10 protein-coding genes are annotated in these 12,471 nt (G+C 41.9%); 8 read left to right on the forward strand and 2 right to left on the reverse strand.

The window, feature by feature from the left end:
* Positions 1-352 precede the first annotated feature (352 nt).
* Genes P7J58_RS06475 through P7J58_RS06495 form a run of 5 tightly spaced genes read left to right on the forward strand, consistent with a single transcriptional unit; the run spans position 353 to position 5,854 of the window.
* On the forward strand, positions 353-2,395 hold the full coding sequence (locus tag P7J58_RS06475; RefSeq protein ID WP_408555940.1) for a BglG family transcription antiterminator: 2,043 nt from the start codon (positions 353-355) through the stop codon (positions 2,393-2,395).
* 1 nt (position 2,396) lies between these two features.
* Entirely contained in the window at positions 2,397-2,681 is a 285-nt protein-coding gene (locus P7J58_RS06480; RefSeq protein WP_002935998.1) for a PTS sugar transporter subunit IIB, read from the forward strand.
* A 53-nt stretch (positions 2,682-2,734) separates the two neighbouring features.
* Complete coding sequence (locus P7J58_RS06485; protein ID WP_408555939.1) at positions 2,735-4,081, forward strand: PTS ascorbate transporter subunit IIC; 1,347 nt, start codon at positions 2,735-2,737, stop codon at positions 4,079-4,081.
* Position 4,082: 1 nt separating this feature from the next.
* Entirely contained in the window at positions 4,083-4,931 is an 849-nt protein-coding gene (locus P7J58_RS06490) for a transketolase (protein WP_024380238.1), read from the forward strand.
* Positions 4,928-5,854, forward strand: coding sequence for a transketolase family protein (locus tag P7J58_RS06495; protein ID WP_024380237.1), 927 nt, complete (start codon positions 4,928-4,930; stop codon positions 5,852-5,854). Before P7J58_RS06490 ends, P7J58_RS06495 begins: the two co-directional genes overlap by 4 nt.
* A 90-nt stretch (positions 5,855-5,944) precedes the next feature.
* On the opposite strand, the gene P7J58_RS06500 is transcribed toward P7J58_RS06495, so the two are convergent.
* Positions 5,945-6,493 carry a GNAT family N-acetyltransferase gene (locus tag P7J58_RS06500; protein ID WP_408555938.1) on the reverse strand — a complete coding sequence of 183 codons (549 nt, stop codon included), beginning with the start codon at positions 6,491-6,493 and terminating at the stop codon, positions 5,945-5,947.
* A 79-nt stretch (positions 6,494-6,572) separates the two neighbouring features.
* Here P7J58_RS06500 and P7J58_RS06505 point away from each other — a divergent pair, with 79 nt between their 5' ends.
* The gene (locus P7J58_RS06505; protein ID WP_408555937.1) at positions 6,573-8,339 is read left to right on the forward strand and encodes a glycerophosphodiester phosphodiesterase; all 1,767 of its coding nucleotides are present in this window, start codon (positions 6,573-6,575) and stop codon (positions 8,337-8,339) included.
* Between the two features lie 37 nt (positions 8,340-8,376).
* Here P7J58_RS06505 and P7J58_RS06510 read toward each other — a convergent pair whose 3' ends face one another.
* Positions 8,377-8,676, reverse strand: a complete 300-nt coding sequence (locus tag P7J58_RS06510) for a YbaB/EbfC family nucleoid-associated protein (protein ID WP_002941492.1) — start codon at positions 8,674-8,676, stop codon at positions 8,377-8,379.
* 275 nt (positions 8,677-8,951) lie between these two features.
* Here P7J58_RS06510 and P7J58_RS06515 point away from each other — a divergent pair, with 275 nt between their 5' ends.
* Together P7J58_RS06515 and P7J58_RS06520 are read left to right on the forward strand one after the other, a co-directional pair.
* On the forward strand, positions 8,952-10,121 hold the full coding sequence (locus P7J58_RS06515; protein WP_408555936.1) for an SIS domain-containing protein: 1,170 nt from the start codon (positions 8,952-8,954) through the stop codon (positions 10,119-10,121).
* Positions 10,122-10,245: 124 nt separating this feature from the next.
* A partial coding sequence (locus P7J58_RS06520) for a GAG-binding domain-containing protein (RefSeq protein ID WP_408572570.1) occupies positions 10,246-12,471 on the forward strand: 2,226 nt, incomplete at its 3' end.

Here is a 12,471-nt window from a genome sequence, read left to right on the forward strand (position 1 = left end):
CTGGGGATAGACTGTTTCAGCCCGAGCTTGGAAATAGGAAAGCGAGGTACAGTCTGGGGATAGACTGTTTCAGCCCGAGCCTGGAAATAAGAAAGCGAGGTACAGTCTGGGGATAGACTGTTTCAGCCCGAGCTTGGAAATAGGAAAGCGAGGTACAGTCTGGGGATAGACTGTTTCAGCCCGCGCTAAAAAATGGAAGATGATATGTGATATAAAAAGATTGGTGGGCACCAATCTTTTTTAGTTTAAGTAGTGAGCACAATTGAATTTTTGTTTTTCATTATATTAATTGGGCTCAAAGACTCTAGAAATCAGAAATGAAAAGGGATACAATTAAGACAAGGAGGAAAATATGGTTGATAATCGTACCATGGCAATTCTGATGGAATTGTTTGCGACTCGAAAAGAAAGTTTGTACGAACTTAGTATTCAAACAGGAATTGAAAAGGAGCAGCTACATTCTAATTTGGAACTAGTCAATCAATTGTTGCAAGAACATTCCTTCCCGCAGATACAATACAAAGATAGCGAGTTTGTTATTTCTACGGAGCTTTACAATCAAAAAGAAAGTGTATTCTCGCTCTTTCGCAATCGCCAGATCTATCTTTCGCAAGAAGAAAGACAGCTTCTTATCTATCTTTATACCTTTATCCGAAAAGAATTTGTATCAAACGTTCACTACCAAGAATTATTGAGTGTGAGCCGTAACACAACGTTGACGGATATTAAGAATGTAAAGGAACTTTGCTTGGACTTTCAAGTACGTTTGGAATATACGAGGGCGAAAGGCTATCATCTAATTGGTCGAGAAGAAGATAAACATCGCTTGGCGCTTTATGCACTCAGTAATTGTTTGCAGTCTTCGATTGGTGTGTGGGCTTTGGATTATATTCTTAAATCTTGGGGTGAGGAAAATCCTATTGAAGAATTGAAAATAGTGAGTCAGCAAGCTTGCAATTATTATAAAGTCTCAGCTTTAGAAGAGAGATTGGATGAATATTTGTATTTTTTGATATTTTTATTTATCCGTCAGGCGCGTGTTGGCAACCTTATTAACTGGAATTTTGAAGGAAAGGTAGGGTTTGTAAAAGATTTTCTGCAACGCCTTTGGAAATTATTACGTTTAAAAAGTACTAGCACATTAGAATTAAATGCTGCGACACAAGAGTATCTGTCACATTTACTGCAAGGATGCTTAGAAGGTGAGAGCGGAGAAAAGGATGACCTATTTTACCACTTGACTGTAGAAATAGTGGAAGAGATGGAACGTTTGTCCTTAATTGCTTTTGAACATCGCTCGGAAATGATTGAAGGTTTGCAACGTCACCTAATTCCTGCTTACTACCGTTTAACATCTCGTTTGGTAAATGTCAATTCATATACTGAAACCATCAAAGAAGAGCATGCTGACTTGTTCTATCTTGTAAAAAAAGCTTTGCGACCTTTGGAAGAGCATCTAGGTTTTACTATACCAGATAGTGAGGTATCTTATTTTGTCATCCACTTTGGTGGCTACATCGAAGCAGGTCAACAACGTTCATATCGTTATCGGGCCTTGGTTGTTTGCCCAAATGGAGTGAGCTCTTCGCTGATTGTAAAAGAAAATCTACGGCAACTATTTCCTAATATCTATTTTGCCGATACCCATTCCTTACAGGATTGGAAGATGCTAGACATGACAGACTATGACATGGTATTTGGAACTATCAAGCTGAATATAGAGCTACCATTTTTCTTGGTATCCCAGCTGATGACCTCTAATCATAAAAAAGAATTATTTCATTTGGTTAATCAGCATTTCCCAAATGCGGCTTATTTTCCGATTGAGATTGAGCAGTTATTATCACTTGTTGGGAAACATGCAACCATTCATCAGGAGCAGGCTTTAAAATATGAATTGGTGCAGTTTCTCAATCAGCGCTCCCATGAGCAAAGGGGAAGGAGTCCTATGTTAGAAGAATTGATTACAAAAGAGACCTTTCAATGGTCTGAGGAAGTTTTAGACTGGCAAAAAGCAGTTGCCCTGGCTGCACGACCTCTGGCAGATAAAGGAGCTATAGAAACTCGATATATTGATGCTATGATAGCGAAGGTAGAAGAGTTTGGTCCTTTTATTGACCTAGGTAAAGGAATTGCGATTCCACATGCACGACCAGAAGATGGGGTTAATGAGGTAGGGATGTCAATGTTGGTATTGGATAAGCCAGTTTATCTATTGGATGACCCTAGTCATGAAATTCGGCTGTTCATTTGTATTGCAGCCGTGGATAATCAAACCCATCTCAGAGCACTCTCGCATTTGACAAAAATTTTGCGAGAAGAAGAAAATATTCAACAACTTGTCGGCGCCAAAGAATTTGCCGATGTACAACATTTATTAAAGGAGGAACAGTAATATGTTACGAATTGGAACAGCCTGTGGTTCAGGTTTAGGCTCTAGCTTTATGGTTCAAATGAATATTGAATCCATTTTGCGAGATTTAGGTGTATCAGATGTTCATGTGGAGCATTATGATCTAGGTGGTGCCAATCCGAGTGAAGCAGATGTGTGGATTGTCGGACGTGACCTGGCTGATTCTGCAACTCATTTAGGAGATGTTCGAATATTGAATAGTATTATTGATATGAATGAGTTGAGGGAACTTGTCACGGCTATCTGTCAAGAAAAAGGTTTGGTTTAAATTGTATACACAGGGGATGACCCGCAAAGATAAAATTATAAAGGAGACAGAAAATGGTATTGGATTTTCTCATTGATATTGCTAAAACTCCGGCAATTCTGGTTGCTCTCATTGCTATTCTAGGTTTAGCCTTACAGAAAAAGCCCGCAGCAGATTTAATTAAGGGGGGCTTGAAAACTTTTGTTGGTTTTATTGTTGTTGGTGGCGGAGCGAATATTATTGTTGGCTCGCTTGAGCCATTTGGTCAAATGTTTGAACAAGCTTTCAACTTGAAAGGGGTTGTTCCAAATAATGAAGCTATTGTAGCGATGGCTTTGGATAAGTATGGAACTGCTACATCCTTGATTATGTTGCTTGGAATGGTCTTCAATATTGCTATTGCTCGCTTTACACGCTTTAAATATATTTTCTTGACAGGACACCACACATTATATATGGCCTGTATGATTGCAGTTATCATGAGTGTTGCAGGATTCACTTCTGTCGGCCTAATTGTGATGGGTGGGTTGGCTTTAGGTCTGATTATGACACTCTCCCCAGCCTTCGTTCAAAAATACATGATTCAATTGACAGGAAATGATCATGTCGCCCTAGGTCACTTCAGTGCACTTGGTTACTGGTTGAGTGGTGTAGTAGGCGGTTTAGTCGGTGATAAGTCTAAGTCTACTGAGGATATTAATTTCCCTAAAGGTTTGGCATTCTTGCGTGATTCAACTGTCAGCATTGCCATTTCTATGTCTTTGATTTACATGATTGTGGCTTTGTTTGCAGGCGGTGATTATATTAAGGAAAACCTTAGTGGTGGTACTAACAGTATGATTTATGCCTTGACCCTAGGTGGAACTTTTGCAGCAGGTGTTTTTGTTATCTTATCCGGTGTACGCTTAATTTTGGCGGAAATTGTTCCAGCCTTCAAAGGAATTTCAGAGAAGTTGGTTCCGAATTCCAAACCAGCCCTAGACTGTCCAGTTGTTTATCCTTATGCACCAAACGCCGTGTTGATTGGCTTTATCTCTAGTTTTGCAGGTGGTATTGTCAGCATGATTATTCTTGCCTTGACTGGCGGTGTCGTTATCCTTCCAGGTGTCGTACCACACTTCTTCTGTGGAGCTACTGCAGGTGTTATGGGGAATGCCTCAGGTGGTGTTCGTGGAGCTGTTTGCGGTGCTTTTATGCAAGGCGTTCTCATCAGTTTCTTACCGGTGTTCTTGCTCCCAGTTTTGGGAGACCTTGGTTTTGTAGGTTCAACATTCTCAGATGCAGATTTTGGTCTATCAGGTATTTTCTTGGGAATTCTTGCTAAAAATGGCGGTATTCTCACAGTTTCTGTTGGTATTTTTGCAGTATTGGCCTTGATGCTTGGATTGTCATTGGTGAAAAAAGAACAGAAAGAAGGATAATATGACTAGTGGTACAGCTGATTTGAAACGATTTGCCAAAGAAATTCGCTACCATACCTTGGCGACTTTGAATCAATTAGGATTTGGTCATTATGGTGGTAGCTTATCAATCGTAGAAGTGTTGGCTGCTCTATATGGAGAAATTCTGGACATTCGTGTCCAGAATTTCTCTTCTAAGGAGCGGGATCACTTTATTCTGTCTAAGGGACATGCAGGTCCAGCACTTTATAGTACGTTGTATTTGAAAGGCTTCTTTGATAGAGATTTTCTCTTGTCGCTAAATCAAAATGGAACACATTTGCCTTCACACCCTGACCGAAACTTAACGCCAGGGGTGGATATGACAACAGGTTCGTTGGGGCAAGGGATGAGTGTCGCTACTGGGGTAGCATACGGTAAGAAAATTGAACAGTCCTCATACTATACCTACACATTGGTAGGGGACGGGGAATTGAATGAAGGTCAATGCTGGGAAGCAGCTCAGTTTGCAGCCCACCACGAACTATCGAAACTGATTCTGTTTGTGGATGACAATAAAAAACAACTAGACGGTCGTACCCATGATATTTGCCAAACCTTTGATTTTGTTGAAAAATTTCAGGCTTTTGGTTGGGAATCAGTGCGTGTGAATGGGGCCGATATAGATGCTATTATAAATGCTATTCTAACAATGAAGTCAAGTAAGTCTCCACAACCAAAATGTATCGTTCTTGATACTACTAAGGGGCAGGGAGTTACCTTCTTAGAAGAATTAGAAAGCAATCACCATTTGCGTTTGTCGGGTCAATTACGGGAAGATTTAGAGCAAGTAACTCTTGTTTTAGCGAGAGAGTTGGAGGTGACGAAATGAGACAGACAAAGGAGATGCGACTGGTTTATAGTGATTTTCTAGCTCAGGTAGGGCAGGAAGACACAACCATAGCAGCTATTGAGGCAGACTTATCTAGCTCTATGGCCACAAATAAACTGTCCTCTGTTCTGGGTGGACGTTATGTCAATGTTGGCATTATGGAGCAGGAAATGGTGGGGGTAGCGGCTGGTTTGTCCCTTCTGGGTTATAATCCATATATTCACACCTTTGGCCCCTTTGCAAGTCGTCGTGTTTACGACCAAGTATTTATTTCCTTGGCTTATGCCCAGCTTAATGCCACGGTCATTGGTTCCGATGCAGGAGTATCAGCTGAGATGAATGGCGGTACGCATATGCCATTTGAAGAGTTGGGACTAATGCGACTGATTCCAAAAGCGCGTGTTTATGAAGTCAGTGACGATATCCAGTTTCAAGCTGTTCTTGAGGAAACAACACAGCTAGACGGCCTCAAGTATATTCGCACGATTCGGAAAGCGCCAACGGCTATTTATCAAGGTGGAGAAGATTTTAGCAAAGGCTACTGTGTCCTTAGGCAAGGGGAGGATATGACCTTGCTTGCGAGTGGTATTATGGTAGAGCAGGCATTAAAGGCGGCGGATCAGTTAGAGGTTCAAGGAGTATCTGTTCAAGTCATTGATCTTTTTCGTATCAAACCAATTCATGAAGACATACCAGCTCTATTATCAGGAAGGCCAGTATTAACTGTAGAAAATCATAATCGAATTGGTGGACTAGGTAGTAGCATTTGTGAATTAATGGCTACGGATCTGACAACCCCAGTACATCGAATTGGTATTGAGGAATCTTTTGGTCAAGTTGGGCAACAAGCTTACTTAATGGATGTATATGGTTTGACAGCAGAGCATATTGTTAAACAAGCACAATCAATGTTACAACAATAGTGAGATAGTGATTCGTATTTTATGTAGCCCTTCGATTTACTTTGGCTTGGAAATAGTAGAGCAAATCAAATGTAAAAAATCAAGCTCCACTTAGGAACTTGATTTTTTCTTTTGTTCTAGCCATTCTTCTCTCAGAATTCCATATTTGATAGAATCATGATAATGCCCTTGCCAGTATCGAACCTTGCGGATATGGGCTTCTTTGGTCATGCCTAATTTTTCAGCGGTTCTCATCATGCCCTTGTTGCCAGACCAGGTAGTGAGTCCGATGTGTTCCAATTCTGTAAATTGCTGGAAAATGGTATCAATCCAGAGTTGGAGAGCAGCTGTGCCATATCCTTTTCCCCAGACCTTATCGTCATAGATTTCAATCCCGATTTCGAGCCAGCGTGTTGACTGGCACTCCCAGTAATAGCTCACAAATCCGATAGGCAGCTGATCCACTAAGATTGCTCTGACACAATCTTTTTGTAACCACTGGTAGAGTTCAAGTGTTTGAAAATTTTCAAAAGTGGCACAGGCCTGGTAGTCATCAAAATAGGGAGCTGCAAATTCCTTCCAGCGAGGTGCGGCTTGACGATGGCCAATCTTCCAAAGTGTATGCAAATAATCTTCAGTCATCGGTGCAATTCTAATCATGAGAACCTCCTTTATTTTTCTAGTCTAGCATATTTGATGAAGGCTTGCAATTCCTGTCAGAATATGGGACACTAGAATCATGAAAAAGATACAACGTGAATTTCAAAAAATATATTACAACTTAGACAAGATTCTTTTGCTCTTTTTTACCCTGTTTACCTTTATGGAATTTGTTTGGATACCGCTCAATTCATGGATTTCTGAGGGGCTCTTAGCTATGACAGGGCATGCCTACCTTTCACCGACGAATTTGTTGTCGGTGTTTGCTGAAAATCTGCTCGTGACAGGCTTGTTTATTCTCCTCTTTTTTGTCAACATTGCCATTGCCTATCTAGAATTAGCTCTATTGTTCACAGGGGTTTGGCAACTGTTGGATGAAAAAGTCAAGCACCTCCCCGACTATTTACGGGATGTACGAGATAGTATGGTGGCGATTATCCGTCACAGCAGCCTACCAAAGGTTTTATTTCTGCTCTTTTACTCAGTTATTCTTCTCCCGTTTTTACGACGGGTATTAAATATCTATTATTTTAATAAAATCGTAGTACCCCAATTTATCGTAGATTACCTATCTAACACAGTCTGGCTAGGAATATTGATTTTGTTCTTTCTCCTCTTGTTCTTCTGGCTCGCATCACGCTTTATGTACGCTCTGCCGAACATTTACTTTGAACACAGGAGTGTGAAGGAATCCATCGCTTATTCTTGGAAGAAGACCAGGGGAAGAAAACAAGTCAGTTCCTTTTTCCGTCTGATTTGGCTGGTTACTTTTCCAGTCCTCCTATTCACAGGAATAGGGATATTGCTCTATCTAGTACAGCTAGTGGCTGAACCTTATCTACCAGACACAGGTCCTTCATATTGGCTGGCAGTTGTTTGTTATGCAATCCTAAAATTAGCCTACTACGGAGTAGTTGCGCTCTTTATGATGGGATTCATTAGTCTCTTAACAGGGAAACAATTGCCAAACTACCGCCGTAAACGCCTCCGTCATCGCTTGCGATTGGCAATTTTGCTAGTATCTGGTCTGGTATTCGGTACCCAAGGAGTGCTTGCACTCTACTATCCCTTCGATACCCTGCCAGTTACCATTTCCCATCGCGGTGTTGACAATGGCAATGCTGTCCAGAACTCTATCGAGGCCCTAGAGAAAACCTCTCAACTCAAGCCAGACTACATTGAGATGGATGTTCAGGAGACGAAGGATGGTCAGTTTATTGTCATGCATGATACGGATTTATTGGCTTTGACGGGCAATCCCGGAGGTACACATGACTATACTCTTGCAGAGTTGACAGGGATGACTGCATCTGAAAATGGCATGACAGCTCCAGTTCCTTCTTTTGATGAATATCTTGAAAAAGCGGATGAGCTGGGACAGAAATTATTGGTAGAAATTAAAGTGACCAAGGCAGATTCGCCAAAACTCACCCAGAATTTTTTAAAAAAATACGGTCAACGTTTGATTGCCAAAGGACACCAGATGCAATCACTAGATTACCGTACTATTATCGAAATAAAGCAGTATAGCGAGAAATTAGTATCCTTCTTTATTCTTCCGTTCAACTCTATCTATCCGACGACGGTTGCTGACGGCTATACTATGGAATACACTTCGCTGGATCAAAACTTTATGGTAAAATCTTGGATTCGTGGGAAGTCAGTTTATGCTTGGACACCGAATGAAGAAGAGAGTATGACCAAGATGTTGCTGCTACAAGTGGATGGTATCATCACTGACAACATGACCGATCTCCAAAGTCTGATGGAGGAAATGAAAGAGAATCGACGTTATCCAGACCTCTTTTTCCTGCAATTTCAGTCTTTGATTTATAATTTTGAATAAAAAAACGCGAGAGGAGAATATCCAATCGCGTTTTCTTTTAAAAAGGTAATTTACCTGCAAAGGCACCTAGTTTTTTCTGAGTTGCCTCGTCAACTTTTGTAAGTGCAGCGTTGACGGCTTGGATTGTCATTTCTTGCAAGGTTTCAAGGTCGTCTGCATCCACAACATCAGCCTTGAAGTCGATAGAAACCAATTTCTTATCTCCAGTAAAAGTAGCAGTAACCAAGTCTTGTACAGAGCTACCAGTAAATTGAGTAGCAGCCAACTCAGCCTGACTCTTCTCCATTTGTTTTTGAAGTTTTTGAGCTTGGCGCATCATGTTTTGCATATTCATCATAAGATTTTTAAGATTCCTTTCCTATCAAGGGTTTAGACCTTGTTTGTAATTTTTCCTTACCTTATTTTGCCTTATTGTTAAAAAATTTCAAAGGCAGAGGCGTAGTAAATATTATAACATGTTTTATGTAGATAATGCTACCTTCTTAAAATAAGTTATAGTCAGCAATATCGGATATAAATTTGACATATTAATCTATTTTAAATTGACTTTGAGGGATAAATTCGCTATAATATAAGAAAAAACTGGTTATAACCAGAAATCAAGGAGGAGCTATGTTCCGTTTAGCAAAAGAAGAATTAGAAAAGTTGGGAGCTATTATTACGGCGACCGAAATTTACCAACAGCCTGGCTTGTGGAAAGAGGCTTATCAACTCTATCTTGACCAATTGGAAAAAATCGAGAGTTTTCTAAAATCAATCAAGGAAAAACATGACTTTGTTCACGTTGTTTTTACAGGTGCAGGGACTTCTGACTTTGTTGGGCAAAGTATTGCCAACTACCTCAACCAAGTCAATGACTTGAAACACATTCGTTTTTCTGCCATTGGTACAGTGGAGCTGGTTAGTCGCCCACATGACTATTTACAGGCAGATGTGCCAACGGTTTTGGTATCCTTTGCCCGTTCAGGGAATTCGCCAGAAAGTGTGGCAGCAGTTGAAGTCGCTAAGCAATTGGTAGATAAATTGTATCAAGTGACCATTACCTGTGCACCAAAAGGTAAGCTGGCACTAGCGGCTGAAGGCGATGCTGAAAATCTCCTGCTCTTGCAACCAGCTGGTTCAAACGATAAGGGCTTTGCCATGACAGGTTCTTACAGCTGTATGGCTCTGACAGCCCTCCTCGTCTTCTCGCCAGCCAGTCAAGAAGAAAAAGCTGCTTGGGTTGAGATCATTGCCCGTCTGGGTCAAGATGTTTTGGACCGTGAAGACTACGTGCAAGACTTGATTAACCTTGATTTTGAGCGAGTGATTTACCTCGGTTCGGGTGGCTTCTATGGTCTTGCCCACGAAGCTCAGTTGAAAATTCTGGAATTGACAGCAGGCAAAATTGCGACCATGTACGAGTCACCACTCGGTTTCCGTCATGGACCAAAATCTTTCATCAATGAAAAGACCTTGATTTTCCTCTTTGCCTCAAACGATGCCTACACTCGTCAGTATGATGTGGACTTGCTCAATGAAGTTCATGGTGATGGCATAGCAGAGCGGATAGTGGCATTGTCGGCTGACAAGCTAGCAGATACAGAGGCAGCTAACTTTGTCTTGGCAGAAGGTGGAGCAGATCTGCCAGATGTTTTCCTAACCTTCCCTTACATCATCTTTGCCCAAACGGTATCTATCATGGCAGCCATTAAGTGCAACAACTTACCAGATACACCATCGCCAACAGGCACCGTCAACCGTGTGGTGCAGGGTGTGATTATACATCCACTAGAAAAATAGTTACATGTATTCAATGATGAAGAAGCAGAGCTATTCGGTAGAGTTTTAACACATAAAAAACACATCCAACCACCTGAGTATCGTGGTATAATATAGTATATAATAAAATATAATATATTTAGGGATGGTAGAAATGGAAACTGCAAATAAAAAATTCAGATATAGTATTCGTAAATTTAAAGTCGGCGTAGGCTCGGTGCTAATTGCTACTTGCCTACTTGGGGCGGGAGTCTCGACACCAACCACTTTTGCGACGACAGAGACTTCTCCAGCCACAGAGGATACAGAAGTTAAAAAGACACCTTTTCAACACCTCAAAGAACTTGTGGAAGAGTTAAAAATGGACTTGGAAGAGTTGAAGGAGTACCCAGAATATGATCGTTCTCAATACCCACTTCAAAAAGAGTTGTGGGATTCTAATTTAAGTTTTGGAAAAGGTCAAATGGATCTTGTTTCTTCTTTGCAGGAGAATGCTTCCAACATTCCAAAAATTGCTGAAGACTTAGCTGATTTTAGAAATCATATTACATTGGAACGTTTGACGCGTCAGGTTGCTCAGTATCGTACAAAATACCCTGACAATCAAGAAATTGAAAACGAGTATAAGGTACATTTGGAGCAAAGATATGATGCTAATTATGCTAGTCAGATTGGAGGTAACCTGAAAAATTATACTCAAGAAGCAGAACAAGCGCTTGAAAAGATTAAAGAGATAGCTAAAGAGATAGAATTAAAAAGGTCACTTATTCAGAACCTCAAAGAACTTGTGGAAGAGCTAAAAACGGATTTGAAAAAGTTGAATGAATTTCCTGAATATGATAGCGCTAAATACTCATTTCAAAAACAGTTATGGGATGAGAATTTAAGATTTGGAAAAGGTGAAATGGGACGCGTTTCTACTCTTGGGGAAAGCAAGTCTGATATTCAGAAACTTTCTGAAAACTTGGCAAACTTTAGAAGCCATGTTATGTTGGAACGTTTGACACGTCAGGTTGCCCAGTATCGTGCAAAATACCCTGACAATCAAGAAATTGAAAATGAGTATAAGGCGCATTTGGAGCAAAGAGATGATGCTAATTATGCAAGTCAGATTGGAAGTAACCTGAAAAATTATACTCAAGAAGCAGAACGGTCATTTGAAAAGATTAAAGAGATAGTTAAAAAGCTAGAGCCGAAAGCTGAAGAGCCAGCTCCAACACCGAAAGAGGACGCTCCTGCTCCAATACCGGATGCGGAAGCGCCAAAAACTGAGAAAGAAGTCCCGGCTCCAGCTCCAGTGCCAGAAACTCCAAAAGCCGAGGAAGAAGCTCCGAAAGTAGAAGAGGAAACAGAGGCTCCGAAAACAGAAGAGAAGGCACCAGAGACGAAAGAAGAAACTCCAACTCCAGCACCGGACGCAGCACCAGCGCCGAAAGCAGAGGACGAAGTTCCGGCTCCAATGCCAGAGGCACCAGCGCCGAAAGAGGAAGAAGTTCCAGTTCCAACACCGGAAGCAGAAGCGCCAAAAGCCGAGGAAGAAATTCCGACTCCAATGCCAGAGGCTCCGGCTCCAAAAGAGGAGGACACTCCGGCACCGAAAGTAGAAGAGGAAACACAGGAGCCGAAAACAGAAGAGAAGGCACCAGCGCCGAAAGAAGAAATTCCAACTCCAGCACCGGACGCAGCTCCAGCGCCGAAAGCAGAGGACGAAGTTCCGGCTCCAATGCCAGAGGCACCGGCTCCAAAAGAGGAGGACACACCGGCACCGAAAGTAGAAGAGGAAACACAGGAGCCGAAAACAGAAGAGAAGGCACCAGCGCCGAAAGAAGAAACACCAGTCCCAACTCCGGACGCAGCTCCAGCGCCAAAAGCCGAGGAAGAAATTCCGACTCCAATGCCAGAGGCACCGGCTCCAAAAGAGGAGGACACACCGGCACCGAAAGTAGAAGAGGAAACACAGGCACCTAAGACAGAAGAAAAAGCTCCAGAATCGAAGGAAGAAACACCGAAAACTGACACGGAAGCTCCTAAAGATGAGAAAGAGGTTCCAGCCCCAACTCCAATTCCAGACACACCAAAAGAGGAAGAGGGACCAAAACCAATGGAACCAGAGGCTGATAAGCCAACTCCTCCAGCACCGGATGCAGAGCCAACACCAGAAGCACCAAAAGCGGAGGAAGAAGCATCGGCCCCAACTCCAATGCCAGAGGCTCCAAAAGTGGAAGAGGTTCCAGATCCAACTCCAGCACCGGAAACTCCAATGGACGAGCCGAAAATGGACGAACCAAAAGCGGAAATTCCAGCACCGGCACCGAAAGAGGAGGAAGTTCCGGTCCCAGCTCCAATGCCGGAGGCTCCAAAAGAGGAAGAG

The organism is Streptococcus suis (assembly GCF_046032535.1).
GTDB lineage: Bacteria > Bacillota > Bacilli > Lactobacillales > Streptococcaceae > Streptococcus > Streptococcus suis_AK.

Bases quoted from the DNA above. Each gene is read 5' to 3' on its own strand.
- P7J58_RS06475 (WP_408555940.1), top strand. From the start codon at position 353: ATGGTTGATAATCGTACCATGGCAATTCTGATGGAATTGTTTGCGACT.
- P7J58_RS06480 (WP_002935998.1), top strand. From the start codon at position 2,397: ATGTTACGAATTGGAACAGCCTGTGGTTCAGGTTTAGGCTCTAGCTTT.
- P7J58_RS06485 (WP_408555939.1), top strand. From the start codon at position 2,735: ATGGTATTGGATTTTCTCATTGATATTGCTAAAACTCCGGCAATTCTG.
- P7J58_RS06490 (WP_024380238.1), top strand. From the start codon at position 4,083: ATGACTAGTGGTACAGCTGATTTGAAACGATTTGCCAAAGAAATTCGC.
- P7J58_RS06495 (WP_024380237.1), top strand. From the start codon at position 4,928: ATGAGACAGACAAAGGAGATGCGACTGGTTTATAGTGATTTTCTAGCT.
- P7J58_RS06500 (WP_408555938.1), bottom strand. From the start codon at position 6,493: ATGATTAGAATTGCACCGATGACTGAAGATTATTTGCATACACTTTGG.
- P7J58_RS06505 (WP_408555937.1), top strand. From the start codon at position 6,573: ATGAAAAAGATACAACGTGAATTTCAAAAAATATATTACAACTTAGAC.
- P7J58_RS06510 (WP_002941492.1), bottom strand. From the start codon at position 8,676: ATGATGAATATGCAAAACATGATGCGCCAAGCTCAAAAACTTCAAAAA.
- P7J58_RS06515 (WP_408555936.1), top strand. From the start codon at position 8,952: ATGTTCCGTTTAGCAAAAGAAGAATTAGAAAAGTTGGGAGCTATTATT.